This window comes from Bradyrhizobium sp. MOS001, from assembly GCF_004634465.1.
GTDB lineage: Bacteria > Pseudomonadota > Alphaproteobacteria > Rhizobiales > Xanthobacteraceae > Bradyrhizobium > Bradyrhizobium barranii.
Genome location: NZ_SPVJ01000047.1, coordinates 1 through 26,636 on the forward strand (window position 1 = coordinate 1; position 26,636 = coordinate 26,636).

The 26,636-nt window shown below is 64.9% G+C and carries 25 protein-coding genes; 16 read left to right on the forward strand and 9 right to left on the reverse strand.

Annotated features, from left to right (window positions below):
- Positions 1-384 precede the first annotated feature (384 nt).
- Positions 385-819 (reverse strand): MarR family transcriptional regulator, encoded by a 435-nt coding sequence (locus tag CT676_RS35365; protein WP_014490415.1) that lies wholly within the window; start codon positions 817-819, stop codon positions 385-387.
- A gap of 179 nt (positions 820-998) precedes the next feature.
- On the opposite strand from CT676_RS35365, the gene CT676_RS35370 reads away from it, so the two are divergent.
- From CT676_RS35370 to CT676_RS35400, 7 genes are all read left to right on the forward strand, one after another.
- Positions 999-2,183: a substrate-binding domain-containing protein gene (locus CT676_RS35370; RefSeq protein WP_014490414.1), complete on the forward strand. Its 1,185-nt coding sequence runs from the start codon at positions 999-1,001 to the stop codon at positions 2,181-2,183.
- Positions 2,184-2,336: 153 nt separating this feature from the next.
- Positions 2,337-3,851 carry an amidase gene (locus CT676_RS35375; RefSeq protein ID WP_071908482.1) on the forward strand — a complete coding sequence of 505 codons (1,515 nt, stop codon included), beginning with the start codon at positions 2,337-2,339 and terminating at the stop codon, positions 3,849-3,851.
- A 96-nt stretch (positions 3,852-3,947) separates the two neighbouring features.
- Positions 3,948-4,805: a branched-chain amino acid ABC transporter permease gene (locus tag CT676_RS35380; RefSeq protein ID WP_063980618.1), complete on the forward strand. Its 858-nt coding sequence runs from the start codon at positions 3,948-3,950 to the stop codon at positions 4,803-4,805.
- Positions 4,806-4,807: 2 nt separating this feature from the next.
- Entirely contained in the window at positions 4,808-6,025 is a 1,218-nt protein-coding gene (locus CT676_RS35385) for a substrate-binding protein (protein ID WP_071908481.1), read from the forward strand.
- 6 nt (positions 6,026-6,031) lie between these two features.
- Entirely contained in the window at positions 6,032-7,165 is a 1,134-nt protein-coding gene (locus CT676_RS35390; RefSeq protein ID WP_135216426.1) for a branched-chain amino acid ABC transporter permease, read from the forward strand.
- The gene (locus CT676_RS35395; RefSeq protein WP_071908479.1) at positions 7,152-7,886 is read left to right on the forward strand and encodes an ABC transporter ATP-binding protein; all 735 of its coding nucleotides are present in this window, start codon (positions 7,152-7,154) and stop codon (positions 7,884-7,886) included. Before CT676_RS35390 ends, CT676_RS35395 begins: the two co-directional genes overlap by 14 nt.
- Positions 7,879-8,574 carry an ABC transporter ATP-binding protein gene (locus CT676_RS35400; RefSeq protein ID WP_014490408.1) on the forward strand — a complete coding sequence of 232 codons (696 nt, stop codon included), beginning with the start codon at positions 7,879-7,881 and terminating at the stop codon, positions 8,572-8,574. The genes CT676_RS35395 and CT676_RS35400 overlap by 8 nt, the downstream gene beginning before the upstream one ends.
- 155 nt (positions 8,575-8,729) lie before the next feature.
- Here CT676_RS35400 and CT676_RS35405 read toward each other — a convergent pair whose 3' ends face one another.
- The 4 genes from CT676_RS35405 to CT676_RS35420 all read right to left on the reverse strand — a co-directional run bounded on the left by CT676_RS35405 (position 8,730) and on the right by CT676_RS35420 (position 13,102).
- Positions 8,730-10,292 (reverse strand): murein L,D-transpeptidase family protein, encoded by a 1,563-nt coding sequence (locus CT676_RS35405; RefSeq protein ID WP_167768273.1) that lies wholly within the window; start codon positions 10,290-10,292, stop codon positions 8,730-8,732.
- Positions 10,293-10,745: 453 nt separating this feature from the next.
- On the reverse strand, positions 10,746-11,708 hold the full coding sequence (locus CT676_RS35410; protein ID WP_071916974.1) for an acetyl-CoA carboxylase carboxyltransferase subunit alpha: 963 nt from the start codon (positions 11,706-11,708) through the stop codon (positions 10,746-10,748).
- A 273-nt stretch (positions 11,709-11,981) separates the two neighbouring features.
- On the reverse strand, positions 11,982-12,938 hold the full coding sequence (gene xerD, locus CT676_RS35415) for a site-specific tyrosine recombinase XerD (RefSeq protein WP_135216428.1): 957 nt from the start codon (positions 12,936-12,938) through the stop codon (positions 11,982-11,984).
- Positions 12,939-12,955: 17 nt separating this feature from the next.
- Complete coding sequence (locus tag CT676_RS35420; protein WP_035730492.1) at positions 12,956-13,102, reverse strand: hypothetical protein; 147 nt, start codon at positions 13,100-13,102, stop codon at positions 12,956-12,958.
- Positions 13,103-13,260: 158 nt separating this feature from the next.
- Between CT676_RS35420 and CT676_RS35425 the strand changes: the two genes are divergently transcribed.
- Genes CT676_RS35425 through CT676_RS35435 form a run of 3 tightly spaced genes read left to right on the forward strand, consistent with a single transcriptional unit; the run spans position 13,261 to position 16,366 of the window.
- Positions 13,261-13,887, forward strand: coding sequence for a shikimate kinase (locus CT676_RS35425; protein ID WP_085403588.1), 627 nt, complete (start codon positions 13,261-13,263; stop codon positions 13,885-13,887).
- Positions 13,884-15,032, forward strand: a complete 1,149-nt coding sequence (aroB, locus tag CT676_RS35430; RefSeq protein ID WP_135216429.1) for a 3-dehydroquinate synthase — start codon at positions 13,884-13,886, stop codon at positions 15,030-15,032. Before CT676_RS35425 ends, aroB begins: the two co-directional genes overlap by 4 nt.
- Before the next feature lie 29 nt (positions 15,033-15,061).
- A complete protein-coding gene (locus CT676_RS35435; RefSeq protein WP_071908474.1) occupies positions 15,062-16,366 on the forward strand; it encodes an HlyC/CorC family transporter in 1,305 nt (434 codons plus the stop codon).
- A gap of 135 nt (positions 16,367-16,501) precedes the next feature.
- On the opposite strand, the gene CT676_RS35440 is transcribed toward CT676_RS35435, so the two are convergent.
- Positions 16,502-16,786: a BolA family protein gene (locus CT676_RS35440; RefSeq protein WP_193560926.1), complete on the reverse strand. Its 285-nt coding sequence runs from the start codon at positions 16,784-16,786 to the stop codon at positions 16,502-16,504.
- A 149-nt stretch (positions 16,787-16,935) separates the two neighbouring features.
- On the opposite strand from CT676_RS35440, the gene CT676_RS35445 reads away from it, so the two are divergent.
- Positions 16,936-17,568, forward strand: a complete 633-nt coding sequence (locus CT676_RS35445; RefSeq protein WP_014490400.1) for a DnaJ domain-containing protein — start codon at positions 16,936-16,938, stop codon at positions 17,566-17,568.
- Here CT676_RS35445 and CT676_RS35450 read toward each other — a convergent pair.
- The gene (locus CT676_RS35450; protein WP_135216430.1) at positions 17,565-18,611 is read right to left on the reverse strand and encodes a sensor histidine kinase; all 1,047 of its coding nucleotides are present in this window, start codon (positions 18,609-18,611) and stop codon (positions 17,565-17,567) included. The two genes, CT676_RS35445 and CT676_RS35450, sit on opposite strands and share 4 nt — an antisense overlap.
- 185 nt (positions 18,612-18,796) lie before the next feature.
- A complete protein-coding gene (locus tag CT676_RS35455; protein WP_135216431.1) occupies positions 18,797-19,900 on the reverse strand; it encodes a citrate synthase/methylcitrate synthase in 1,104 nt (367 codons plus the stop codon).
- Between the two features lie 78 nt (positions 19,901-19,978).
- Between CT676_RS35455 and CT676_RS35460 the strand changes: the two genes are divergently transcribed.
- Complete coding sequence (locus tag CT676_RS35460) at positions 19,979-21,190, forward strand: citrate synthase family protein (RefSeq protein WP_135216432.1); 1,212 nt, start codon at positions 19,979-19,981, stop codon at positions 21,188-21,190.
- Between the two features lie 85 nt (positions 21,191-21,275).
- Here the strand turns inward: CT676_RS35460 and CT676_RS35465 are convergent, their stop codons facing one another.
- Positions 21,276-21,935, reverse strand: coding sequence for a DedA family protein (locus tag CT676_RS35465; RefSeq protein ID WP_135216433.1), 660 nt, complete (start codon positions 21,933-21,935; stop codon positions 21,276-21,278).
- 297 nt (positions 21,936-22,232) lie between these two features.
- On the opposite strand from CT676_RS35465, the gene cobS reads away from it, so the two are divergent.
- Genes cobS through CT676_RS35485 form a run of 4 tightly spaced genes read left to right on the forward strand, consistent with a single transcriptional unit; the run spans position 22,233 to position 26,616 of the window.
- On the forward strand, positions 22,233-23,231 hold the full coding sequence (gene cobS, locus CT676_RS35470; RefSeq protein ID WP_063980631.1) for a cobaltochelatase subunit CobS: 999 nt from the start codon (positions 22,233-22,235) through the stop codon (positions 23,229-23,231).
- A 3-nt stretch (positions 23,232-23,234) separates the two neighbouring features.
- Positions 23,235-23,645, forward strand: a complete 411-nt coding sequence (locus CT676_RS35475) for a GNAT family N-acetyltransferase (RefSeq protein ID WP_135216434.1) — start codon at positions 23,235-23,237, stop codon at positions 23,643-23,645.
- Positions 23,642-25,549, forward strand: coding sequence for a cobaltochelatase subunit CobT (gene cobT / locus CT676_RS35480; protein ID WP_014490393.1), 1,908 nt, complete (start codon positions 23,642-23,644; stop codon positions 25,547-25,549). Before CT676_RS35475 ends, cobT begins: the two co-directional genes overlap by 4 nt.
- Complete coding sequence (locus CT676_RS35485) at positions 25,546-26,616, forward strand: esterase-like activity of phytase family protein (protein WP_135216435.1); 1,071 nt, start codon at positions 25,546-25,548, stop codon at positions 26,614-26,616. The genes cobT and CT676_RS35485 overlap by 4 nt, the downstream gene beginning before the upstream one ends.
- Positions 26,617-26,636 lie beyond the last annotated feature (20 nt).

Below are 26,636 nucleotides of genomic sequence, written 5' to 3' on the forward strand. Positions count from 1 at the left end.
TGGGGCGCTTCCCCAGCCCACGATGCACAGGAGAAGAGGCAGGGTTCTCGACAAAAGATTGACAGCCCAAAATCGAGCAACAAAAATCCCAACAACATCAGCAACTACGTAACATCCACTACAAGTACAAGCACTGTCACGGGCGGTACGCCTAGCCGAGCCCCGCTGTCATGCGCGCGTGACACGCGATGTTCGTGCCTCACGCTCCACTGTCGTCGCCCGGCTCGACCGGGCGATCCAGTACGCCGCGGCCTCTCGGTTGAATCACTAACGTCTCTGGAATACTGGATCGCCCGCTTTCGCGCGCGATGACGGCTGAGTGTGTGGCGATTTGCGCCACGCCCTCACGAGACGAAGGGTTGCGAGAGCGCGCCAAGCCAACGCTCAATTCGAACTATCGATCAAGCTCTCCAGCAGCCGCTTCAATTCGCTCGTCGATTTGTCGCCATAGCTCTCCAGGATGTGCTCCTCCTGGTCCACCGCGAGCGAGTTCAGCTTCTTGCACAGCACCTTGCCGCGGTCGGAGATGAACATCAGAACCTTGCGGCGGTCGTTCGGGTCCTGCACGCGATAGACCAGCGTGTCGGAGACCATGCGATCGATCATCTTGGTCAGCGTCGGATGATTGAGCAGCACCGCGTCCGCGAGTTCGCCCATCGAGTGGCCATCGCCGTCCGACAACACCTTAAGGATGCGCCACTGCTCGACGGGAACGCCTTCCTTGCTCAGGCGCAGTTCCAGCTGCCGGTTGATCTCCCGGTTGGCTTGCGCGAGCAGGTAGGCGAGGTGTTCGGTGATCGGGGAGTTCGGTTTTGCCACGGCTAAGACTTCGTCTTGACCCAAATGAGTGAATGTCTTGCAATCAATGCTGCTTCTATATGCACTTCAATTGTTGAATATTCAATATTTTCAAAATAGGATGTTTGCCTAACAAAAGGGCGGATGCCGCGGCCGCCTGCTCATTGTGCTTTCAGGTCTGGTGCCAGACAGGAGTTGGCGTGCACGCGACGGTAAACTTCCCGGCTCACGGCAGTCCGGCGATGCCGCCGTCCTTGCTGCTGAGGAATCTGTCGTCGTCGGGAGCCGATAGCTCGCTGTCGCCGGGCGATCATGCGTTCCTCAGGCGGCGTGGCGCGAACAAGCTGCGCATCGGCGGCTTCATCTGCTGCACGGGATCGCCGGGTGTGTGGGGCCCCTGCGCGACCAACAGCGCGCAACTCGCCGTTGCCGAGATCAACAAGCGCGGCGGCATCCTCGGCCGCGAGATCGAGCTGTCGATCTACGACGCCGGCGGGCCGCTCGACGAGGTACTGAACCGCGCCGAGCAGGCGATCGCGTTCGACGAGGTCGATCTCATCGTCGGGCTGCACACCAGCGCGGTCCGCGTCGGCTTGCGCGACGTCACCACGCGTCACCGCATTCCCTACATCTATACGCCGGTCTACGAAGGCGGCGAGCGCACGCCCGGCGTGATGGCGATCGGCGAGACGCCGCGCTGGCAGAGCCGGCCGTCGATCCACTGGCTTGCCGACGTCAAGAAGGCGTCGCGCTGGTACCTGATCGGCAGCGATTACGTCTGGCCCTGGCAATCGCACCGCGCCGTGAAGAACTACATCAGGGAAACCGGGGGCCACGTCGTCGGCGAGGAGTTCGTCCCCCTCGGCGAGGACAATCACGAGCCGCACCTGGCGCGCATCCGTGCCGCCAGGCCCGATGTCGTGCTGATCTCGCTGATCGGCACCGACAGCGTCACCTTCAATCGTGCTTTCGGCGAATGCGGCCTCGGCGCCACGACGCTGCGGCTGGCGGGGGCCATGGACGAGACGGTGCTGCTCGGCATCGGCGCCGACAACAGCGAGAACATGTTCTGCGCATCCGGCTATTTCTCCGGTATCGGCTCGCGGGCCAATGACGACTTCCAGATCCGCTATCGCGCGATGTTCGGGCCGAACGCCCCGCCGATCGGATCGCTCGGCCAGTCCAGCTATGAAGGCCTGCGTTTCCTCGAAGCCGTGGCGAAAAAGGCAGGTTCGCTGTCGATGGCGCCCATGCTCGCGGCGGGCCGCAACATCGTTTATGGCGGCGCGCGCGGCCCGGTCGTCGTTCGCAACGGTCACGCCCGCATGCAGATGTATCTCGCCGAGGCCGACGGTCTCGACTTCAAGCTGATCAAGCCGGTCTGAGCCTGCTGCGGCAATCCGGACAGCCCCATTTTAAAATAATACTTGAAAAGGAAAATATTTCCGCTTTGAATGTTTCAGCAGGGCCGCTGCGCGCGTCGCGCCAATCGCGGCCGCGCGCCAGGGACCGTACCAAGAAAACTTCAGGAGAGCGCCGTGACAGTTGTCCTTCCCACGCCTGCCCAACTTCTTGACGTCGCCAAGCAGTGCGGCCTTTCGCTGACCGATGCCGATGTCGCCTCGTTCCGCGGCCTGATGCAGGGCTCGATCGAGGCCTATAATCTCGTCGGCGCGATGCCGGACGAAGTGCCGGAGGTCAAATATCCCCGCACGCCGGGCTATCGGCCCTCGCCCGAGGAGAACCCGCGCAACGCCTGGTACCGCAAGTCGACCGTGAAGGGTGCGGCGAGCGGCAAGCTCAAGGGCAAGACCGTCGCGCTGAAGGACAACATCATGCTCGCCGGCGTGCCCATGATGAACGGCTCGGCGACGCTCGAGGGCTACGTCCCCGATTTCGACGCCACTATCGTCACGCGCATGCTCGATGCCGGCGCCGAGATCGCGGGCAAGGTGCATTGCGAATCCTTCTGCATGTCCGGCGGCAGCCACACCGGCGCGGTCGGTGCCGTGCACAATCCGCACAAGATGGGCTATTCGGCCGGCGGCTCGTCCTCTGGTTCCGGCGTCGTCGTCGCGCTCGGCGAGGTCGACATGGCGATCGGCGGCGACCAGGGCGGCTCGATCCGCATGCCATCCTCGTTCTGCGGCACCTACGGCATGAAGCCGACCTGGGGACTCGTCCCCTACACCGGCATCATGCCGATCGAGGTCTTCGTCGACCACACCGGTCCGATGACCGCGACCGTCGCCGACAATGCGCTGCTGCTCGAAGTGCTCGCCGGCGACGATGGCTACGATCCCCGCATCAAGGCGCCGAAGGTCGAGGAGTACACCAAGGCGCTCGGTCAGGGCGTCAAGGGCATGAAGATCGGCATTCTCAAGGAAGGTTTTGAGCAGGCGAACGCCGAGGCCGCGGTGAACGAAAGCGTCCGCGAGGCCGCCAAGCGCTTCAAGGACCTTGGCGCCACCGTCGAGACCGTCTCGATCCCGATGCACCTCGTGGGCCCCGCGATCTGGACGCCGATCGGCACCGAGGGCATGACCCAGACCATGATGTATGGCGATGGCTATGGCCTGAGCCGCTCTGACCTCTACTCGACCTCGCTGATGGACTTCCATCGTGGCTGGCGCCGGCAGGCGGATTCGCTATCGGAGACGACAAAACTGTTCCTGATGCTCGGGACCTACATCAACAACAGCTTCGGTCCCCGCTATTACGGAAAGGCCCTCAACATCTCGCGTCGCCTGACCGCGGCCTATGACAAGGCGTTCGGCGAATACGACCTGCTGCTGCTGCCGACCACGCCGATGAAGGCGACCAAGCTGCCGGAGCCCACCGCAAGCCGCGAAGACTACGTCGCCCGCGCGCTGGAGATGATCTCCAACACCGCGCCGTTCGATATCACCCATCATCCCGCGATGTCGCTGCCCTGCGGCATGGTCGACGGCCTGCCCGTTGGCCTGATGCTGGTCGGCCGCATGTTCGAGGAATCCACCATCTACCGCGCCGCCCATGCCTTCGAGCAGATCGGCGACTGGAAGAAGATGTGAGAGAGGAACTAATGCAGACGGACGGAGCAGAGCGTCTTCAAGCGAAGTGGATACCGGTTCGCGTCGAGAAAACGCGTCAAAACAAGAATCTAGCGCATGGCTAACGCGTTCGTCGCGGCGTTCGAGATCCTGAGCTTTGGCGCGATCATCGTCCTGATCGTGCTGGGGCTCGGAATCATCGCCAGCATGATGGGCATCTTCAACTTCGCGCAAGGCGAGTTCGTCCTGCTCGGGGCCTACATCACCTATCTCGCCTACGCCAAGGGCCTGCCGATCTGGGCCGGCATGGTCGCGGCGCCCTTCGTGGTCGGTGCGCTCGGCTTCGTGCTGGAGGCGCTGATCATCCGCCGCTTCTACGCCGCGCCGATCGTGGCGATGCTCGGCACCTATGCGCTCGGCCTGATCATCCGCGAATCGGTGCGCGGCCTGATCGGTGGCTTCTATCTGACCGTGCCCGAGCCGATCGGCGGCTCGATCGATATCGGCGCCATGCACATCTCGGCCTGGCGCTTCACCATCATCGTCATCACGCTTTTGGTGATGGCGGGCTGTTACCTCCTGCTGTCGCGCACGAGTTTTGGCCTGCGCATGCGCGCCACCCTGGAAAATCCCTCGCTGGCGCGGGCCTCAGGCATTTCCACGCCCCTGATGTACGGCGCCACGTTTGCGTTCGGCTCCGCGCTCGCCGGCCTTGCCGGTGCGCTGATCGTGCCGGTGTTCAGCCTGTACGCCGATCTCGGCCTGCGCTTCCTGATCCAGGGTTTTGTCGCGGTGATGGTCGGCGGCGTCGGCTCCTTCATCGGACCGGTGGCGGGCGCCGGCGTCATCGGCACCCTCAGCGCCGCGCTGCCATGGGTGATGGCGCCCGTCGTCGCCGACGTCCTCGTCTTCGTGCTCGCCATTGTCTTCATCAAATTTCGGCCACAGGGCCTCATCGCTGGAAAAGGGGTTTAGTCATGTTCGATCGTACTCAGCTTTCGCGTCGCCGCTTCCTCTCCAATCTTGCCTTCACCACCGGCGCGGTCGCGACCGGCGTCGGCAGCTGGGTGATCCCGGCGCCGTGGGCGAACGCGGCGGAAGGCCCGATCAAGGTCGGTATCGCGACCGATCTCACCGGCCCGATCGCCTATGCCGGCAATGCCGACGCCAATGTCGCCAAGATGGTGATCAAGGAGATCAATACGGCCGGTGGTCTGCTCGGCCGTCCGCTCGAGCTCTATATCGAGGACACTGCGTCGAACGAATCCGTCGCCGTCGGCAACGTCCGAAAACTGATCCAGCGCGACAAGGTCGACATGGTGCTGGGCGGCATCACCTCGTCGATGCGCAACGCGATCAAGGACCCGATCGTGGCGCGCGGCAAGACGCTCTACATCTATCCGCAGCTCTACGAAGGCAAGGAGTGCACACCCTATCTGTTCTGCACCGGGCCGACGCCGGCGCAGCAGTGTGACGAGTTCATTCCCTGGCTGATCAAGAACGGTGGCAAGAAGTTCGCGCTGCCGAGCGCCAACTATGTCTGGCCGCACACGCTCAACGTCTACGCCCGCAAGGTGATCGAGCAGAACGGCGGCGAGGTCGTGTTCGAGGAATATTACCCGCTCGACCAGATCGATTTCTCATCGACCGTCAACCGGATCATCTCCAACAAGGTCGACGTCGTCTTCAACACTGTCATTCCGCCGGGCGTCGGCCCGTTCTTCAAGCAGCTCTATGAAGCGGGCTTCCTCAAGAATGGCGGGCGCCTGGCCTGCGTCTACTATGACGAGAACACGCTCAACATCAACCAGGCCGCCGAGATCGAGGGGCTCGCAAGCTGTCTCGACTATTTCAAGGTGCTGACCAAGGAGAACCCGTTCGACGCCAAAATCCAGGCGGCGTATGAGAAGGACTTTCCCGGCAACTTCCTGTTCGCGGCCGGCAGTGCCGCGACCGGCACCTATCGCGGCCTCAAGCTGTGGGAAGCGGCCGTGAAGGAAGCCGGCAAGGTCGATCGCGACTCGGTTGCCGCCGCGCTCGATCACGCCAAGATCGCCGAAGGCCCGGGTGGACCGGCCGAGATGGTGCCGGGCAAGCGGCACTGCAAGATGAAGATGTACACCGCGGTCGCCAAGGGTGGGAACTACGAGATCGTCGGACGCAGCGACGGGCTCGTCGATCCCAAGGAATGCTGAGGCGGAATGCCGAAGTCGATGAGTGTGGTAAGAGAAGCCATCGCCGGCGACGAAGCGGACGATGCGATGGCTGAACGCGTGGCAGCGGGACAGGCCAAGGAACAGGTCAAGGCAGGACGAAAGGTCCTGCCGATCGTGGAGGGCGTCGTGCTCGTCGCGGCGCTGCTCGCGCCGCTGGTGCTGCAGGACTACCTCACCGTGTTCGCGACCCGCGTGATCATCCTCGCGCTGTTCGCGTTGTCGTTCGATCTGGTCTGGGGCTATGCCGGCATCATGAGCTTTGGCCAGGCCCTGTTCTTCGGTTCGGCCGGCTATGGCGTCGCGCTGCTCGCGCGCGACCTCGACATCACCAACATCTTCCTCGTGCTCCCTGCCGGCACGATCATCGGCCTTACCTTCGCGCTGCTGCTCGGCGGCTTCCTGCTGCTCGGACGGCATCCCTCCAGCGTCATCTTCGTGTCGCTGGGCACGCTGACCGGCTCCTACGCCGCCGATCGCCTCGCGCGCGGCTGGTACTATCTCGGCGGCCAGAACGGCATCCCCTCGATCGCGCCGATGTCGCTCGGCGGCTACGAATTTTCTGAAGGCCCGGCGTTCTACTATCTCGTGCTCGGCATCCTCGTCGTCGTCTATCTGCTCTGCCGCTTCCTGGTGCGCTCGCAATTCGGGCTGGCGCTCGCAGGCCTGCGCGAGAACGAGCAGCGCATCGCCTTCTTCGGCTACAAGGTACAGCACCTGAAGGCGATCATCTTCGCGATCGGCGGCGCCATCGCAGGTCTTGCCGGCAGCCTTTATGCCTTCCACGAAGGTTTCGTCTGGCCCAACATGGTCGGCGTCGTCGTCTCGACGCAGGTGGTGCTCTATGTGCTGTTCGGCGGCTCCGGCACGTTGATCGGCGCCGTCATCGGCACCGTGATCGTCGAGGGCGTCAGCTTCTGGCTCTCCGACAATTATCGCGAGATTTGGCCGATCATCCTCGGTCTGCTGCTGCTGCTCGTGATCCTGTTCCGACCGCTTGGCCTGATCAGTTTTGTGCTCGGCGAGCGCGAACGGGTCGGCAGCTTTGGTGCCAAGCCCAAGGAGACCGAGAAGAAGACCGAGAAGCAGACTGAGAAGGAGAAGCGCAATGCCGCTCCTTGAAGCCGCCGATATCAAGAAGATCTTTGGCAAGCTCACCGCGCTCGACGGCGCCGCGCTGACCGTCGGCGAGAACGAGTTTCACGGCCTGATCGGACCGAACGGCTCCGGCAAGAGCACGCTGATGAAGTGCATTGCGGGGGCCGAAGTGCCGACCCAAGGCAAAGTGAGTTTCATCAACACCGACATCACCGCGTTCACGCCGACCGAACGGGCCCGGGCCGGCATGAGCCTGAAATTCCAGATCACCAGCGTGCTGCCGACGCTGACGCTCTACGACAACATCCTGCTCGCGCTGCAGGCGCAGTCCTCGCTGTTCGATCTCGTATTCTCGCGCACGCGGGGCGCGCTGCACGACCAGGTCATGACCATGCTGACGCAGTTCCGTCTCGCCGATCGCGCCTTCGACGCGGCGGCCGCATTGTCGCACGGCCAGCAGCAATGGCTGGAGATCGCGATGGCGCTCGCGGGCAAACCGAAGCTGCTGCTGCTGGACGAGCCGACCGGCGGCATGAGCCTGGAGGAGCGCCGCGTCACCGGTGAATTGCTTCAGCCGATCAAGAAACATTGCTCGCTCGTCATCGTCGAGCACGACCTCGATTTCATCCGCGACATTTGCGATCGGTTGACCGTGCTCGACCAGGGCAAGGTGCTGGCATCAGGCACCGTGTCGGAGATCCAGGCCAATAAATCCGTCCAGGAGATCTATCTGCGCCGTGCCTGAATTTTTGGACATCAAGCATCTCGACGCGGGCTATGGCCGCAGCCAGGTCCTGTTCGACGTCACCCTCGGCATTCCCTGGCGCGGCGGCGTCGCCGTGCTCGGCCGCAATGGCGCCGGCAAGACCACGCTGATGAAGACCATCGTCGGCGAGCTGCCGGCATGGAAGGGCGAGGTCGCGTTCGATGGACGCGACATCAGCCGCCGCGCGACCCAGGAGCGCGTGCGCGCCGGCATCGGCTACGTCCCGCAGGAGCATTCGGTGTTCGCGCGCCTGTCGGTGCGCGACAATCTGGCGGTCGGCTCGCTCGCCAGCAAGAAGGCCGACGCGGTCGACCATGTGCTGACCATCTTCCCGAAACTCGGCCAGCGCCTCGACCAGCCCGCCGGCACCCTCTCCGGCGGTGAGCGCAAGATGCTCGCCATCGGCCGCGCGATGCTGGGCGATCCGAAGCTGTTGTTGCTGGACGAGCCGACCGAAGGCGTCTGGATCGGCGTGATCGAGGAGATCACCGAGCGCCTGATCGAGCTCGCGAAGAGCATCGCCGTCATCATCGTCGAGCAGCACCTCGACCTCGCGCTGCGCGTCGCGGACTATGCCTACGTGCTCGACCGCGGCAGGGTCGCTCTGCAAGGGCAGGCGAATGATGTGCGCGGCAATCCGGAGCTGATGCGGTATTTGGCGCCGTAGGTCGCGCTGCCCGTCTTTGAGTGAGGCGCAGCGCTCTCACTGTATCTCATCAACTGTCATGCCCCGCGACACGGCGAAGCCTTGGCGTAGCCGGGTCGCGGGGAATGACGGCGTCAGGCTGGGATGGATCGGAGAGATTAAGCGGAGCGCCGCCCTTACTTCACCGCCCCAAAGCGGCTGTCGAACGAGTTCGACGACACCACCGGCGCGGCGCCCATGATCTGCGTCGCTTCACTCGCGCCATCCGACACCGACGGCTTCAGCGCGGGGCGCGTCGCGGCGAGGCGCGTGTCCGGCTTCACCGGTTCGGCCGGCTTGGCGGCGGTGGCCACAGTCGGCTTCGGCGCGTCCTTGGACGTGTCGCGGCCGGGCACGAACCTCGTCACTGCGGCCTTCAGCCTCGACGTCGCGGTGGGCGGCGTTGCTGGAGCAGTGGTCGGGGCCACGGACGCGGTCGCTTGCGGCGGCGGCGTGGTCGCCGTCGTGTCGGCGGTGCCGAGGCCCATCTTGCGGCCGAGGTTGGAGAAGAAGCCGCCTGACGATTTCTCTTGGGATTTCTCGCTGGCCGGCGCGGCTGCTGCGACGCGGGTGGTGGCGGCGGGCGCACTGACGGCGCCGACCGGCTCCTGGTTCGCGGGAGCGGCGGCGACCGCATCGAGATTGGGCTTGGGCGGATTGACGTGTCCGGGGATCGTGCCCGGCGCCTTCGCCATCGCCAGCATCTCCAGGGTCGAGCCTTCGGCGTTCTCCGACAGTCCGGTCGATCCCTCCGGAATCTTCGAGGCAAAAATCTTGTTCATGCCGCCGTCGATGCCGGTGTTCATGCGCGCAATCGGCGTGCCCTTGGCGACGAGCTTGTTGTACTCGACCTGGTCGCGCGCATCCTTGTCGCGCACCGCGCTGGCGATGTTCTCGGGGATCACATAGGCCGGGCACTTCGCGGACGCATCGAACACCGGATCGCGCTTCGCGTCGGGCGTCTTCGTTGCGTCGAACACGTATTTGCGCTCGCAGAAATCAACCTTCGGCTCCTGCCGCGTCACCTCGAAATGATCATAGCCTTCCTTGATCATCTTCCAGAACGGCATGTTCGGGTTGTTCCGGTGCTTGGCCATGTTCACCGGCGTCATCTTGAACGGATAGGCCTGGAGCTGGAACGCCTTCTGGCCGCCGAAGAACGACTCCCGCCCAAGCGAATAGATCTCCGCGATCTGCTCGTCGGTCATCGCGTAGCAGCCGCGCGACGAACAATCGCCGTGCACCATCAGCTGCGAGCCGGTGCGCCCCAGAGCCTTGTCGAACGCGTTCGGATAGCCCGTGTTGAACGAGAGATAGTAGGCAGACTGCGGATTCATCTGGCCCGGATTGATCGAGTAGAATCCCTCCGGCGCCTGGCGGTCGCCTTCGCGCACCTTCGGGCCGAGATCGCCCGACCAGCGGCAGATCGGATAAGTCTTTAGCAGCGCGAACTGGCCGTTGCGGGCCTGCTTCCAGACCTCGAGCTCGGCCTCCTGCTTGAACAGGCGCACCAGGATCGGCGATTGCAGGTCCATGTCCTTCTCGACCATCGCGGCGAGAAGCTTTGGCGGCACCGGCTGGTTGGCCTTGGCGTTGGTCGCGAGCGAAACCTGGTCGGTGTCGCAGCCGGCCAGCAGAACACTGGCCGTCAGCAGCGCAACCGAAGCCAAAAGCGCGCGAACAAGCGAACGAGAAATCAAGATGGACCCCACACCGTGCCGGGCAGAGAGCGCGAACCCCAATCTCGAAGCATGATCCGACCGGAGATCCGGACCCGTCGTGACGGGCGTTTTCGAACCACGCTCCAGCGCTTGTGCCCTGAAGCCATTGATTAAAATTCTAACCTCTGGGTCATGTGGTCGCAACCCGAGCTGGGATCACGAGCCCGTTGGCCCAGTGGCATGGTCAACGAAGACTAAATGGACGCGACTTTGGGCCGTACTTGGGCCTTCCGGCCCAATCCGCACAGAGATCGCTGATTTGGGCAAAAAAAGGGTTAACGGGGAGTTACCGGGGCGGTCGGGGGCCGCCCGAAAGGTCTCGTAGGGTGGGCAAAGGCGCAAAGCGCCGTGCCCACCATCTCGCTCCCCATACTGTTTGGGATGGTGGGCACGCTTCGCTTTGCCCACTCTACGGCACCGAAAACGGCCGAATCAGCCCAGTTTCCGGCCGATATCGAGGAATTTCTGCCGCCGCTGCTTGCGGATGGTGTCGCCGTCCAGGCCGCGGAGCTCGTCAAAGGCCTTGGCGATGGCATCGCCCGTGGTGGCGATCATGGCGGTGGGGTCGCGGTGGGCGCCGCCGACCGGCTCCTTCAAGATGCTGTCGATCACCCCGAAGCGCAGCATGTCCTGCGCGGTGATCTTCATGTTGTTGGCGGCTTCCTGCGCCTTGGAGCCGTCGCGCCACAGGATCGAGGAGGCGGCCTCGGGCGAGATCACGCTGTAGATCGCGTGCTCCAGCATCAGGACCTTGTTGGCGGTGGTGATGGCGATGGCGCCGCCCGACATGCCCTCGCCGGTGATGATGGCGACGTTCGGCACGGTCAGCGCCATGCAGGCATCGGTCGAGCGTGCGATCGCCTCGGCCTGGCCGCGCTCCTCGGCGCCGATGCCGGGATAGGCGCCGGCGGAATCGGCGAGCGACAGCACCGGCAGGCCGAACCGCTCGGCCATCTCCATCAGCCGCACGCATTTGCGATAGCCCTCGGGCCGCGCCATGCCGAAATTGTGCCGGATGCGGCTCTCGGTGGAATCGCCCTTTTCCTGGCCCATCACGCAGATGGCCTCACCGCGGAAGCGGCCGAAGCCGGCAACCAGTGCCTCGTCCTCGCCGAACTTGCGGTCGCCGGCGAGCGGAGTGAATTCGGTGATCAGGCCCTTGATGAAGTCGTTGAAATGCGGCCGCTGCGGATGCCGCGCGACCAGCGTCTTCTGCCACGGCGTCAGGTTCAGATAGAGGTCGGCCAGCGCCTGCGCCGCCTTGTCCTCGATCTTCCCGATCTCCTCGGAGATATCGGTGCCCGAGGCCGCAAGCGTCCGCAGCTCGTCGACCTTGGAGTCGAGCTCGGCGACCGGCTTTTCGAAGTCGAGATAGCTGCGCATGTGATCTGGCATCAACTCAATATAGCGAGGACGGGGCGGGGCGTCGAAGCGGCTTTGGATCGGCGGAAAGAAATGTAGCTTCTTCAATGAGTTGGCTTGTGTGCTCTAAAGCAGCCCGCCAATTCATGCGTGAGGCCACGGCTCTTTCTGCGGAGAAGTGGCCGAAGTCAAGGCGGTTTCATGGGTTGCCTGTAGCCCGGATGGAGCGAAGCGCAATCCGGGAAGGTCTTTCCGCGAGGCGGGCGGCCCCGGATTTCGCTGCGCTCCATCCGGGCTACAAGAGAACTATTTCTCCGCCAGCGGGTGCAGGTCGCGCACCAGGCTCTTCAGGCGCTCCTCGACCACATGGGTGTAGATCTGGGTCGTGGAGATGTCGGTGTGGCCGAGCAGGGTCTGCACGATGCGCAAATCCGCGCCGTTGTGCAGGAGGTGGCTGGCAAAGGCGTGGCGCAGCACGTGCGGGGAGACCAGCCGGGCCTGCAGCCCCGAGGCGACAGCAAGCTCTTTCAGGTCGCGGGCGAAATGCTGCCGCGTCAGATGCCCGCTCTCGCCGAACGATGGGAACAGCCATTTCGAGGCGGCCACGCTGTTCTTCTTGTCGGCTTTTGCCGCTTCCGTCGCCGCGAGATAATCGGCCATCGCCTGCCGTGAGGCCTCGTTGAGCGGCACCAGGCGTTCCTTGTTGCCCTTGCCGCGCACCACGATCATGCGGGCGTCGCGTTTGGCCGCGGAGCGCGGCAGCGCCACCAGCTCGGAGACGCGCAGGCCGGTGGCGTAGAGCACCTCGAGCAGGCAATAGAGCCGCAACGCGCGCAGCCGTTTCGAGGGCGAAGCGTCCTCCGCCTCGCTCAATTCCTTGGCGCGGCCGAGCATGCGGTCGACATCCGCGATCGACAGCACTTTCGGCAGGCCGCGGCCGCGCTTGGGGCCGGACAGGATCGCCGCGGGATCCTCGGTGCGGATGCGCTCGTTCAGGAGAAAGCGGTAGAGATGCCGCATCGCCGACAGCCGCCGCGCGACGCTGGTGGATTTGAAGCCGCGGCTGTCGAGATCGCCGAGGTAATCGCGCAGGATCTGCGTCTCGGCGTCGGCAAAGCTGCGCCCGACGCGGCCCAAAAATTCCGAGAAATCGGTGAGGTCGCGGCGGTAGGCGTCGAGCGTATTAGGGCCGGCGCCCTGTTCCGCCGCGAGCATGTCGAGGAACAGGCCGGTGAGCTTGCTGTCTGAGGGCTGTACGCGCATGCCCTGGAGGCTAGCTCCTATTTCTTGAGAAACTTATCCGGCGGGATCGTCACCGTCATTTCCCGCGACTTCGGGCTCACGAAGTTCGCCAGCGCGAAGACCACGCCATAGACGATGCCGGCGAGCACGGCGACGACCGTCAGGAAGCGGAACAGGCTGGGCATTGGGCAAGGTCTCGGGAAGGTCTCAGGCGTCCAAATTAACCAATGAAATCATCCAACATGTTCGCCGTTTCGTGGCAAGAGTCCTCTGGCGAGGGCCCCGAGGGGGTCGTATAGGTGGCCAAAGCATGCCGCCTCCGGCGGCAGATCGAGCGAGACCCATGCCCGACGCCGCGTTGCCGATACAAGCTGCCCCTGAGGCCGACATCCTGTCGGCGCTCGGGACGCGCTCGATCGTGCTCGTCGGCATGATGGGGGTGGGCAAATCCACCATCGGGCGCCGCATGGCGGCCCGGCTCAAGCTGCCCTTCGTTGACGCCGACACCGAGATCGAAGTCGCTCATGCCGGCATGACCATACCGGAGATTTTCGAGCGCCATGGCGAGCCGTATTTCCGGGATGGCGAGGCGCGGGTGATCGCGCGCCTGCTCGACGGCGAGCCGATCGTGCTGGCGACCGGTGGCGGTGCCTTCATGCGCGAGGAGACGCGCAATCGCATTGCGGCCAAGGCGGTCTCGATCTGGCTCAAGGCCGACCCTGACGTCATCATGCGCCGGGTGCGCCGCCGCGCCGACCGCCCGCTGCTCCAGACCGCCGATCCCGAAGGAACCGTGACGCGCCTCCTCACCGAGCGCGAGCCGATCTATCGCCATGCCGACCTCACCATCGCCTCGCGCGACGTGCCGCACGACAAGATCGTCGAGGAATGCATCGAGACGCTGCGCGCCCATCTCCGCGGCGAACAAGCCGCCCAATCACCTGCCGACGTTGCGAGTGCCGTACGATGACTGCGCCGTTGAAACATTCAGATCCTGTCAACGTCGACGTCGCGCTCGGCGATCGCGCCTATGACATCGTCATCGGCCGCGGCGTGCTGGCCTCGCTCGGCGAACGGGTCGCGCGCTTGCGACCCGGCGTGCGTACGGCAATCGTCACCGATCGCACCGTCGCAAAATACTGGCTCGAGCCGACCGAAGCGTCGCTCGCTTCTGCCGGCATTCCGACCTCGCGCATCGTGGTCGAGGAAGGCGAGATCTCCAAAACCTATGCCGGCCTCGAAAAGGTCAGCGAGGCCCTGATCGCCGCGAAGGTCGAGCGCAACGATCTCGTCATCGCGCTCGGCGGCGGCGTGGTCGGCGATCTCGCCGGCTTTGCGGCCGCGATCCTGCGCCGCGGCGTCGATTTCGTGCAGGTGCCGACCTCGCTGCTGGCGCAGGTCGATTCCTCCGTCGGTGGTAAGACCGGCATCAACTCGCCGCAGGGCAAGAATCTGCTCGGCGCCTTCCACCAGCCCGTGCTCGTCATTGCCGACACCGCCGTGCTCGACACGCTGTCGCCGCGGCAGTTCCGCGCCGGCTATGCCGAGGTCGCCAAATACGGCGTGCTCGGCGACGAAGCCTTCTTCACCTGGCTGGAGAAGAACCACTCCGACCTTTTCAAGGGCGGCTCGGCGCGCGAGCATGCGATCGCGACCTCGTGCCGCGCCAAGGCCGGCGTCGTCTCGCGCGATGAGCGCGAGACCGGCGAGCGCGCGCTGCTCAATCTCGGCCATACCTTCGGTCACGCGCTGGAAGCCGCGACCGGTTTCTCCGATCGCCTCTTCCATGGCGAGGGTGTTTCGATCGGCATGACGCTGGCGGCGCAGTTCTCGGCGAAGCTTGGCATGATCGGCGAGGCCGATGCCGCGCGCGTCGAGCGTCACCTCGTCGAGGCCGGCCTGCCGACGCGCCTGCAGGACATCGCCGGTTTCGCGCAGGAAGGGCTTGCCGACGCCGACGCGCTGATGGCGCTGATGGCGCAGGACAAGAAGGTCAAGCGCGGCAAGCTCACCTTCATCCTGCTGGAGGCGGTCGGGCGTGCCGTGATCGCGAAGGACGTCGAGCCGGCGCCGGTGCGCGATTTCCTCAAAGAGAAGCTCGCGCAGAAGGCTTGATGCGCGGCTAACCGGTTTTTGAGTGGTGCATGGACTGGCTCGGATTCACCATCGTCATTCTCTGCCTGCTCGTCTCGGGCTTCTTCGCCGCGAGCGAGACCGCGCTGACCGGCGCCTCGCGCGCCAGCATGCTGCGGCTCTCCAAGCAGGGTAACCACGACGCCGATGTCGTCTCGCAGCTGCTCGACATGCGCGAGCGCCTGATCGGCGCGCTGCTGCTCGGCAACAACATCGCCAATATCAGCGCGTCCGCGCTCGCCACCAGCATCTTCACGGCCTGGTTCGGCGATGTCGGCGTGCTCTATGCCACCGGCGTGATGACGGCGCTGGTCGTGATCTTCGCGGAGGTACTGCCGAAGACCATCGCGATCAACGCGCCCGACCGCATGGCGCTTGCGGTCGCCCGCCCGATGCGACTGACGATGTATGTGCTGGGACCATTGCTGCGGATCGTCGAGGTCATCGTCCGTCTGCTGATGCGCTTGTTTGGTTTGGCCGGCGAGCACCAGGCGATCCTGTCGCCGACCGAGCGCCTGCGCGGCGCGGTCGACCTGCTGCACCACGAGGGCAAGGTCGAGAAGCAGGACCGCGACATGCTCGGCGGCCTGCTCGATCTGCGCGAGCTGCAGGTCTCCGACGTCATGATCCACCGCACCGAGATGATGATGATCAACGCCGACCTGCCGCCGGAGGAACTGGTGCGCGAGGTGCTGGCGACCGAGTACACCCGCATTCCGCTGTGGCGCGAGAAGCCGGAAAACATCATCGGCGTGCTTCACGCCAAGGATCTGTTGCGCGCGATCCGCGCCGCGGACGGCGATACCTCGCGCATTGACGTCTCCACCATCGCGCTGCCGCCCTGGTTCGTGCCGGAAATGCGCCCGGTCTCCGAGCAGCTCAAGGCATTCCGCCGGCGAAAAACCCATTTCGCCCTCGTCGTCGACGAGTACGGCGAGGTTGAAGGTCTCGTGACGCTGGAAGACATTTTGGAAGAGATCGTCGGCGACATCTCCGACGAGCACGACGTCGTGGTCGCCGGCGTGCGCGCCCAGCCGGACGGCTCGGTCGTGGTCGACGGCTCGGTGCCGATCCGCGATCTCAACCGCGCCATGGACTGGCACCTGCCCGACGAAGAGGCAACGACGGTCGCCGGCCTCGTCATTCACGAGGCGCGCTCGATCCCCGACCGCGGCCAGAGTTTCACGTTCCACGGCTTCCGTTTCCGCGTCCTCCGCCGCGAACGCAACCGCATCACCGCGCTCCGTATTTCACCGGTGCCGCGTGACGCGGAGATGGAAGAGGCCAAGCCAAGGCGGGCGGGAACGTCGTTTTGACGCACGGTGTCATCGTCCGCCTTGTGCGCAGTTGCGCACGGGGGCGGACGATCCAGTACGCCGCAGCCTATCGATTGAATCTCGCCAGCAGTGCTTACTGGATGCCCCGCCTTCGCGGGGCATGACAGCGGAGTCTTACGTTCCGCCTTCCCCCGGTGCCTGCGCGTGGATCGCGAGCGCGTGCACGCTGCCGGCAAGTTCCGCGGCCAGCGCCGAACTTATCATGCGGTGGCGATCGACCCGGCTCTTCCCTTTGAAGGCCTGAGACACAATATAAACGCGAAAGTGTGTCTCGCCGCTCGGTCGATGGCCGGCGTGGCCCTCATGCAAATGTGACTCGTCGACGACCTGCAGGCTTTCCGGCGTGAAAGCTTCCCGCAACTTGTTGCTGATAGTGTCTTTCATAACCATGAGTGCCATTAAAGCGCGCAGCCGCACTCCGTCAATTGCATAGGCCGCCTGCGGCGGCCGTACCTCGAAGACGCCGGAGCGAAACTTCGGCTGCGGGTTCCCAGCTAATTGCAATGTCAAGACTTGAAGGTTTTTGCATTGCGTAGTCAAAGTCAGTCATGCCGATCGATTCATCAAAGTTCTTCGACTCCATCCGGGTCAAGCCGAAAGGCAAGCAGCCGGAAGTGAAGCCGCGCGACGCCGTGGTCAATTGCGAATGGGCCGGGTGTCAGAACAAGGGCGCGCACCGTGCGCCGAAGGGCCGCGAGAACCAGCGCGAGTACTGGCACTTCTGCTTGAACCACGTGCGCGAGTACAACCAGAACTACAATTTCTTCTCCGGCATGAATGCCGATGCCGTCGCGCGCTACCAGAAGGATGCGCTGACCGGTCACCGCCCGACCTGGAAGATGGGCGCCAATGGCGGCAAGAAGGGCGCGGAAGCCGAGATCGACATGGCGTCCGATCCGTTCAGCATGTTCAGTGAGATCAACGGCCGCGCGGGCTGGCGGAAGGGTCCGCAGGCCGAGCCCAAGGCCGAGACGCGCAAGGTGATGAACGCCGAGCGCAAGGCGCTCCAGGTCATGGGCCTCGGCCCCGATTCCACGCTCGCCGACGTCAAGAGCAAGTACAAGGCGCTGGTCAAGCAGCACCACCCCGACGCCAACGGCGGCGACCGGTCAACCGAAGACCGCCTGATCGAGATCATCAAGGCCTACAATTACCTGAAGACGGTGGTCCGCGAGGCCTAGGCTACGCCTTCCGGGAAGGACAGTTCGCAAACCAGTCCTTCCGGCCTCCACTGCCGGGTAATGGTTCCGCGCAAGGTCCGGATGATGCCGTCGACCGCGCCGATTCCAAAGCCCTTGCGCGTCGGCGCCTCGTTGACCCGAGGACCGCCGCTCTCCGACCAGTGCAGCACGAGAGCCTCTGCACCTTTGGTCTCCCAGCTGATCTCCAACCTGCCCGAAGGCCTCGACAGCGCGCCATACTTGGCGGCGTTGGTGGCGAGCTCATGCAGCGCGACGGCGATCGACTGGGCCAGCGTGGGCGGCAGGCGGACGTCGTCTCCCGCGATCCTGATCCGCTCGCCGTCCCCGCTTGCGTACGGCCGGAGTTCCTCTTCGACGATGGTCTTCAGATTCGCGCCGGTCCAGCGCGAAGCCGAGAACAGCCTCTGCACGTTGGCAAGCGCGCTGAGCCGGCCTGCAAACACGGTCTGGAACTCTTCTGCGGTATCCGCCTTCGTCAGCCGCAGCATCGCCTGAGCCACTGCGAGCAGATTGTTGGAACGATGATCGACCTCGGAGGTGAGGAGCATCATCCTCTGCTCGGCCTGCTTGCGAGCCGTGATGTCCACCAGCATGTTGACCGCACCAACCAACCGGCCGCGTTCGTCGCGCAGCGGCGTCGGATATGGCATGAAGCAGATCCGGGAGCCGTCCGGCCGCTCGGCCACGGCCTCGACGTCGCGCACCGGCCGGTTCTGCTTGAGCGCGATTGCCATCGGGCATTCATCGTGGGGAAGCGCCGTGCCGTCGGGCAGATACAGCTTCCAGGTCACGCACCACATCTCGCCGATCTTCGGCATGCGTCCGGCAAAATCGATGCAGGCGCGATTGAAGAAGGTGATGCAACCTTCCGCGTCGGTTGTGTAGATCGCGGCCGGCAGAGCCTGCAGCAAGTCGCGGAATCGTCTTTCAGAATCCGTGCCGGCCTCGGTCCGGTTGGCGGCATAGCCTGCGGCGATCTCGCCGATCCTGGCCTCGTCCGCTTGTCCAAACAGGTCCAGCATTGGAATCTTGATCCGAGGGGGCTCACGGTTAAGTCCCCAGACCCAAAGATGTTCCAAGTTCGTCGCCCGGACCGTGCGCGCGCTCCCGCAATTACGATCTCGCGCGACGGCTCTGCCGTGTCATCGTGCGTCCGGGCGAGGCACGACAGCGCAGTGAACGGCCCGGCTGTCGTGCGCTTTCTACTCTATCCGACGGAAGCCTTCGGCATTTCACCCACATATGACGAACTCGGCCGGATCAGCCGCCCCGTCCGCTGTTGCTCGCGCGCATGGGCGGTCCATCCCGCTGCACGCGCCACTGCGAAGATCGGCGTGAAGGCCTGGCGTGGAATGGCGAGGGCATCGAGCAGAATCGCCGTGAAGAACTCCACGTTCGTCTCCAGCGGCCGGTCAGGATTCTTCTTGCGCAGCGCGCTGCGGATATAGGCCTCGACCTCGCCGGCAAAGGGCAAATCGGTGCCGCTGGACGCCAGCGCCTCGACTGCGGTCTTGAGCACATCGGCACGCGGATCGCGCACGCGATAGACGCGGTGGCCAAAGCCCATCATCCGTTCGCCGCGCGCCAGCGCCGCATCCACCCAGGGCTGGATGCGCTCGCGCGAGCCGATCGCGTCGAGCATTTCCAGCACCGGCTCGGGCGCGCCGCCATGCAATGGACCGGTGAGGGCGCAATAGCCGGCGGTGACGGCCGCGAACAGGTCAGCTTGCGTCGAAGCCACCACGCGCGCGGTGAAGGTTGACGCATTCATGCCGTGATCGCTGGCGGTGACGAGATAGGCGTCGAGCGCCGTGACCTCGCGCGGCTCCGGTGAGGCGCCGCGCAGCATCCGCAGCGTATCGGCGGCATGGCTCGCATTCGGATCGGGCGCGACCGGCTCCAATCCCTTGGCACGACGGACCAGCGCGCCTGCGATCACCGGAAACGCGCCGACGATCGTCGCCTCATGTTCCAGCCCGTTCTCCGCGCGCAGGCCCGCGACCGCCGCGCGGAACCCGTCGACGATGCCCATGCCGCGTGTCGCCGGCAACAGCTCCGGCAAACGCGCGAACGCACGCTCGCGCGCCGCGCCCAGGCTCGCCCGCACATTGGCTTCGCTCAGCGTGGTCTTGCTCGCGCCGTTCCAGAGCCGGGCGGTGACGCCCTCGAAGCTCGACTGGCTCGCGAGGGTGCCGACATGCTCGCCGGCGATGATCAGTTCGCCGCGCTCGCCATCGACATGGCTCAGCACGGTCTCGGCCGCGGGAACGCCGTCCAGCCCGATCTGGCTTTTGGTGAGGTGGATGTTCATGGCCAATCTCCTTTGCACTGCACCAGGAGAAAATCAGGCCTCTCGACAGATTGATCAATCTTGATTACATAAATCAATATGAATAATTCCGAGGAACTCTATCTGTCGGCCCGGGAAGCTGCCGCCGAGCTCGCGATCTCGCCGGCCACGCTCTACGCCTATGTCAGCCGTGGCCTGATCCGCTCCGAGCCGACGCCGGATTCGCGCAAGAACCGCTATCGGGCGGAGGACGTCCGCGCGCTCAAGGAGCGCCGGGTGCCGTCGCCGGAGCCGCGCGGCCTGCGCAGCTTCGATGCCGACCTGCCTGTCATGGACACGGAGATCTCGACCATCACCGAGGAGGGCGCGATCTACCGCGGCGTCAATTGCGTCGATCTCGCCGAGAACGACACGCTGGAGCACACGGCGACGCTGCTGTGGGACGTCTCCGATGTCGATCCCTTCACGCCGGACAATCAGCCCCAGATCTCCGACGAGATGCGCGCGATCGCAGAGGCCGCGCGCCGCGCCGCGCCGATCGACCGTGCCATCGCAGTGCTGGCGCTCGCGACCAGCGCGGACGCGCGTGCCTTCACCCGCGCGCCCGACGGCCGTGCGATGGTCGGCGGGCGCATTGTCCGGCTCCTGGTCGCGACCATGCTCAACGCCGAGCCGTCGTCCGAGCCGCTGCACCAGCAGATCGCGAAGTCCTGGGCGCCCGATAACAAGCACGCGCCCGACCTCATCCGCCGCGCGCTGGTGCTGCTCGCCGATCACGAATTGAACGCCTCGACCTTCACCGCGCGCTGCGCGGCATCGACCGGCCTCAACCTCTATGACTCCGTCATCGCCGGCCTCGCCGCGTTGAAAGGGCCGAAGCATGGCGGCGCCGGCGTGCTGGCCTCGCAGCTCGTCAAGGCGCTGGTCGATCGCGATGTCGCCCCGATGGTCCGTGAGCGCGTTGCGCTCGGCGAGCGCTTTGCCGGCTTCGGCCACGGCGTCTACAAGCGCGGCGATCCCCGCGCGCAGTCGCTGCTGAATGCGCTGGCGCGTGCCGGTGCGCCGCGCAAATTCACGCGCGAAGTGCCGGAGCGGATCGTCGAGGCGACCGGCGAGCTCGTCAATATCGACTACGCGCTCGCCGTCCTCGTGCATGCGCTGCGCCTGCCCTTAGGCAGCGAGCTCGCGCTGTTCGCGATGGCCCGCAGCGTCGGCTGGATCGCGCACGCCAGCGAGCAATTACAGTTCGGCAAGCTGATCCGCCCGCGGGCGCGCTATGTCGGACCGGCGCCGGGAAGAAGGGCTAGTTAAAATCTCTCTGCGAGCGCGTCGTCCTCCGCTGTCGTCCCTGCGCCCCGTGCGCAATTGCGCACTAGGCAGGGACGACGCCGGCGCACTAAGCCCGCGGCTTGGACGTCGCGACGAGGCCGTTCTGCCGGCGGCGGTAGTACCAGATGCCAAGGCCGCCGATGATCGCCACGGCCACCACCATCAAGATCCAGATGTGCTTGAACGGATGCCCATGGTGCGGCACGCCGAAATATTGGTGAAAGGCCGATACCGCCAGCACGCCCGGCAGCACATGCGCGGGAGCCCAGACCAGGATCGCCGGGATATTCACGGCATAAAACTTCGCGGGGGGCATCCCCAGCGCGCCGGCGGTGACGGGCACGAAGGCGCGGATCGGCGGCACGAAACGGGCAAAGAACACGGCCCAGGTGCCGAAGCGGTGAAAGAAGCTTTCGCTCTCGGCGACCACCCGCGGATAGTTGGTCAGCGGCCAGGTGTTGAGGATCTCGCGCTGCTGCCGGTGCCCGATCCAGTAGGCCGAGCCGTCGCCCAGCACGGCGCCGATTGCCGCCGCCAGCAGCACCCATTGCAGCTTCAATTCCCCGCCTGGAACCAGCGCGCTCAGCGCCAGAATGATGGTCGAGCCGGGGATCACCGATCCCACCACCGGAACGGCTTCGAGCAGCGCCGCCAGGAACAGGGTCAGATAGGCCAGCCACGCATGGGCCGAAACGAAGGATATGAGCGGATCGAGAAAGGACGTCACGTCGTCTTTCGTGGGGGGCTGGAGCACCGGGGTTCGGACCCTACATAAGTAGGTGCACGCGGTAAAAGTGCCATTCGCGTGGGCAGGCCACGCCTCCCGCCCGAAATTCGAGCGTGATTCGCAAGGCAGCCCTCCAAAAATCGCGTTCCTTGCCTATCTAGATGAAAAGACAATGGAACTTTGATTGGGGCGCGGGCTTCTGCCGGCACGTTGTCTCTGATAAGTTCGCAACCGCACCCAGCCGCAGCCAACGTGCAAATAACTGGTCTCGGGATCGCCCGGGGCCTCGGAGGATTGATGACGACCGCCGCTCTGTCCAAAGTTGAGGAAATTTCCGGTCTGCCCGACATGAAGGTGTCGGTGCGCCAGGTGTTCGGGATCGACAGCGATCTCGAAGTCCCGGCCTATTCCGAAGTCGATCCTCATGTGCCCGAAGTCGATTCCGACTACCGCTTCGATCGCGCCACCACGCTCGCCATTCTCGCCGGCTTTGCCCGCAATCGCCGCGTGATGGTGACCGGCTATCACGGCACCGGTAAATCCACCCATATCGAGCAGGTCGCCGCGCGCCTGAACTGGCCCTGCGTGCGCGTCAACCTCGACAGCCACATCAGCCGTATCGACCTCGTCGGCAAGGACTCCATCGTGGTCCGCGACGGCAAGCAGGTCACCGAATTCCGCGACGGCATTTTGCCCTGGGCGCTCCAGCACAACATCGCGCTGGTGTTCGACGAATACGACGCCGGCCGTCCCGACGTGATGTTCGTGATCCAGCGCGTGCTGGAAGTCTCCGGACGCCTGACGCTGCTCGACCAGAACAAGGTGATCAAGCCGCATCCGGCCTTCCGCATGTTTTCGACCGCCAACACGGTCGGCCTCGGCGACACCTCGGGCCTCTATCACGGCACCCAGCAGATCAACCAGGGCCAGATGGACCGCTGGTCGATCGTCACCACGCTGAACTATCTCGCCCATGACGAGGAAGTGGAGATCGTGCTGGCCAAGGCCAAGCACTATCGCACGCAGGAAGGCCGCGACATCGTCAACAAGATGGTCCGCCTTGCCGATCTCACCCGTAACGCCTTCGCCAATGGCGATCTGTCGACGGTGATGAGCCCGCGCACGGTGATCACCTGGGCCGAGAACGCTGATATCTTCGGCGATATCGGCTTCGCGTTCCGGGTCACCTTCCTCAACAAGTGCGACGAGCTCGAGCGTCCCCTGGTCGCCGAGTTCTACCAGCGCTGCTTCAACGCGGAGCTGCCGGAATCGGCGGTCAACGTGGCGCTCAGCTAGACCATGCCAAACATCACCGTCGAGCGTACCATTGGGACCACCAAGAAGGCTGTGCTCGCCGGGCTCGGCGCCTATAACGACGAGCAGTTCGGGAAGCAGAAGGTCAGGAGCATCGCAGTCTCGCTGAAAGACCGCGGCAAGATCGTCGGCGGCATCGTCGGACACCTCTGGGCCACGGTTCTGTTCATCCAGTACTTCTGGATCGACCAGAAGCAGCGCGGCAAGGGTCTTGGCACGAAGCTGATCGCGGCGATCGAGGACGAGGCAAGACGGCAGGGCGCGATCCAGGCCCATGTCGACACGATGAGTTTCCAGGCGCCGGGCTTCTATCGTTCCTGCGGGTACGAGGAGTTCGGCACCCTCAAGGGCTATCCCGGCGGCGTGACGCGCCACTCGTTTATGAAGTCGCTATGAGCACATCATCATCCAACTCCAAATTCCGTAACACCAAGGAAGCCCCGACCGAGCCGTTCAAGCGCTCGGTGGCCTCCTGCCTGAAGGCGATCGCGAAGTCGCCGGAGCTCGAGGTCAGTTTTGCTGCCGAGCGCCCTGGTCTGGCGCCGGGCAAAGCGCGGCTGCCCGAGCCCGCACGCAAGATGACCAAGCGTGACGCTGCGATCGTGCGCGGCCACGCCGACTCCATCGCGCTCAAGATCGCCTGTCACGACGCAAAGTTGCATCGCAAGCTGATGCCCGGCAATCCGCAGGCGCGCGGCGTGTTCGAGGCGGTCGAGCAGGCCCGCGTCGAGGCGATCGGCGCGCGCCGCATGGCGGGCGTTGCGAAAAACCTCAGCGCGATGCTGGACGACCACTTCCATCGCGGCAAGTTCGACGAAATCACCGACCGTGCCGATGCGCCGCTGGCGGATGCGCTGGCGATGCTGGTGCGCGAGCGCCTGACCGGCATGGCGCCGCCCACGGCGGCGAAGAAGATGGTCGATCTCTGGCGGCCCATTCTCGAGGACAAGATCGGCAAGCGGCTCGACCGGCTCGATGGCCTGGTCGAGGACCAGACCAGGTTCGGCGACGCCGTGCATGACCTGTTGACCGCGCTCGAGCTCGGCGACGAGCGCAGCGCCGACAGCGAAGACAACGACGACGACGAGGAGAACCGCGACGGCGACAACGACCAGTCCGGCGCCGAAGGCTCGCCCGATTCCGATGCCGCGCAGGAGATGAGCGCCGACCAGGCGCAGGCCTCCAGCGAGGAGATGAGCGAGAGCGCGATGGAAAGCGCGCAGGCCTCGACCTCCGACACCTTCGACGACGGCGAGCTCGGCGACGACGAGACGCCGGGCGAGGCGACGCGTCCGAACGCGCACGGCAAGAACGAGCCGCGCGGGCCGGAATATCATGCCTTCGCGCCGAAATTCGACGAGGTCATCGCGGCCGAAGACCTCTGCGACCATGACGAGCTGGAGCGCCTTCGCGCCTATCTCGACAAGCAGCTCGCGCATCTGCAAGGCATCGTCGCCCGTCTCGCCAACCGCCTGCAGAGGCGCTTGATGGCGCAGCAGAACCGCGCCTGGGACTTCGACCTCGAAGAGGGCATTCTGGATCCGGCGCGGCTGTCGCGCGTGGTGACCGATCCATATCACCCGCTGTCCTTCATGCACGAGAAGGAGGCGACGTTCCGCGACACCGTGGTGACGCTGCTGCTCGACAATTCCGGCTCGATGCGCGGACGCCCGATCACGGTCGCCGCGACCTGCGCCGACATCCTGGCGCGCACGCTGGAGCGTTGCGGCGTCAAGGTCGAGATCCTCGGCTTCACCACGCGCGCCTGGAAGGGCGGGCAATCGCGCGAGGCGTGGCTTGCCGCCGGCAAGCCGGCCAATCCCGGCCGCCTCAACGATCTCCGCCACATCATCTACAAGTCCGCCGACGCCCCCTGGCGCCGCGCGCGGAAGAATCTCGGCCTGATGATGCGCGAGGGTCTGCTGAAGGAGAACATCGACGGCGAGGCGCTCGACTGGGCGCACAAGCGCCTGCTCGGCCGGCCCGAGCAGCGCAAGATCCTGATGATGATCTCCGACGGTGCGCCGGTCGACGATTCCACGCTGTCGGTCAATCCCGGCAACTATCTCGAGCGGCACCTGCGCCACATCATCGAGGAGATCGAGACCCGCTCGCCGGTCGAGCTGATCGCGATCGGCATCGGCCATGACGTGACGCGCTACTATCGCCGCGCGGTGACGATCGTGGATGCCGAAGAGCTCGGCGGTGCCATCACCGAGAAGCTCGCCGAGCTGTTCAGCGAGACCAACACCGCGCCCACGCATCAGGCCGGTCGCCCGCGACGCAAATTGCATTCGTGAGCGCGCAATCGTCCCGCCGCAGCTTTCTTGGCCACGCGGCGGCGGGATTTTCCACTCTCGCACTCTCCCGACTGGCGCAGGCGCAGCCGACGACCGAGCCGCCGCCGCGCACCGCGCAGATCGAGCACGCCGTCACCGAGCCGGTCAGCGTCGAGGTGAACGCGCGGCCGATTCCCAATTTCGAGCCGCGCGACCGCTCGCGCGTGCGCTTCGGTCAGCTGCAATATCGCAGCGGCCTGGTGCTGACCTCGCCCTATCGCGGCTTCGGCGGCCTGTCCGGCATCCGGCTCGATGCGAAGGGCGAGCGCTTCCTCGCGATCTCCGACCAGGGCGGCTGGTTCACCGGCAGCATCCGCTATTCCGGCGGCAAGATGATAGGGCTCGACGATGTCGAGGCGTCCCCGATGCTCAATTCCGAGGGCCGGCCGATCACGGAGAAGCGGTTCTGGTACGACACCGAGTCGCTCGCGCGCGACGGCAATGTCGTTTACGTCGGGCTCGAACGCGTCAACCAGGTCCTGCGCTTCGATTTCGCGAAAGGCGGCACGCGCGCCCGCGGCGAGGTGTTGCCGACGCCGCCCGCCGTGCGCAAGCTGCCCTCCAACAAGGGGCTCGAAGCGATGGTCGTCGTGCCGAAAGGCCAGCCGCTGGCAGGCACCCTGATCGCCTTCTCCGAGCGCGGGCTGGATGCCGACGGCAATCTGGTCGCGTTCCTGGTCGGCGGTCCGTCGCCCGGCCAGTTCAGCGTCCGCCGCACCGAAAAATTCGACATCAGCGATGCCGTGCTGCTGCCGTCCGGCGAGCTTCTCATCCTCGAACGCAAATTCTCCTGGTTCACCGGCATCAATATCCGCATCCGGTCGATCCCCCTGAGATCCATCGCGCCCAACGCGCTGGTCGACGGCCCTGCGCTGTTCGCCGCCGATCTCGGCCACGAGGTCGACAACATGGAAGGCATCGACGCCCACGTCACGCCCGAGGGCGAGACCGTTCTGACGCTGGTGTCGGATGACAATTTCTCGATGCTCCAGCGCACGCTGCTGCTGCAGTTCACGCTGGTGGAGTGAACGTCCGCCCGCCCTTCTCC

What these genes read in the sequence shown, in the direction of transcription:
- CT676_RS35385 (WP_071908481.1), top strand. Translation starts at nt 4,808, where the DNA reads ATGTTCGATCGTACTCAGCTTTCGCGTCGCCGCTTCCTCTCCAATCTT.
- aroB (WP_135216429.1), top strand. Translation starts at nt 13,884, where the DNA reads ATGACTGCGCCGTTGAAACATTCAGATCCTGTCAACGTCGACGTCGCG.
- cobS (WP_063980631.1), top strand. Translation starts at nt 22,233, where the DNA reads ATGACGACCGCCGCTCTGTCCAAAGTTGAGGAAATTTCCGGTCTGCCC.
- CT676_RS35440 (WP_193560926.1), bottom strand. Translation starts at nt 16,786, where the DNA reads ATGGCACTCATGGTTATGAAAGACACTATCAGCAACAAGTTGCGGGAA.
- CT676_RS35425 (WP_085403588.1), top strand. Translation starts at nt 13,261, where the DNA reads ATGCCCGACGCCGCGTTGCCGATACAAGCTGCCCCTGAGGCCGACATC.
- CT676_RS35455 (WP_135216431.1), bottom strand. Translation starts at nt 19,900, where the DNA reads ATGAACATCCACCTCACCAAAAGCCAGATCGGGCTGGACGGCGTTCCC.
- CT676_RS35450 (WP_135216430.1), bottom strand. Translation starts at nt 18,611, where the DNA reads ATGCTGGACCTGTTTGGACAAGCGGACGAGGCCAGGATCGGCGAGATC.
- CT676_RS35390 (WP_135216426.1), top strand. Translation starts at nt 6,032, where the DNA reads ATGCCGAAGTCGATGAGTGTGGTAAGAGAAGCCATCGCCGGCGACGAA.
- CT676_RS35435 (WP_071908474.1), top strand. Translation starts at nt 15,062, where the DNA reads ATGGACTGGCTCGGATTCACCATCGTCATTCTCTGCCTGCTCGTCTCG.
- CT676_RS35475 (WP_135216434.1), top strand. Translation starts at nt 23,235, where the DNA reads ATGCCAAACATCACCGTCGAGCGTACCATTGGGACCACCAAGAAGGCT.
- xerD (WP_135216428.1), bottom strand. Translation starts at nt 12,938, where the DNA reads ATGCGCGTACAGCCCTCAGACAGCAAGCTCACCGGCCTGTTCCTCGAC.
- cobT (WP_014490393.1), top strand. Translation starts at nt 23,642, where the DNA reads ATGAGCACATCATCATCCAACTCCAAATTCCGTAACACCAAGGAAGCC.
- CT676_RS35460 (WP_135216432.1), top strand. Translation starts at nt 19,979, where the DNA reads ATGAATAATTCCGAGGAACTCTATCTGTCGGCCCGGGAAGCTGCCGCC.
- CT676_RS35395 (WP_071908479.1), top strand. Translation starts at nt 7,152, where the DNA reads ATGCCGCTCCTTGAAGCCGCCGATATCAAGAAGATCTTTGGCAAGCTC.
- CT676_RS35410 (WP_071916974.1), bottom strand. Translation starts at nt 11,708, where the DNA reads ATGCCAGATCACATGCGCAGCTATCTCGACTTCGAAAAGCCGGTCGCC.
- CT676_RS35445 (WP_014490400.1), top strand. Translation starts at nt 16,936, where the DNA reads ATGCCGATCGATTCATCAAAGTTCTTCGACTCCATCCGGGTCAAGCCG.
- CT676_RS35420 (WP_035730492.1), bottom strand. Translation starts at nt 13,102, where the DNA reads ATGCCCAGCCTGTTCCGCTTCCTGACGGTCGTCGCCGTGCTCGCCGGC.
- CT676_RS35380 (WP_063980618.1), top strand. Translation starts at nt 3,948, where the DNA reads ATGGCTAACGCGTTCGTCGCGGCGTTCGAGATCCTGAGCTTTGGCGCG.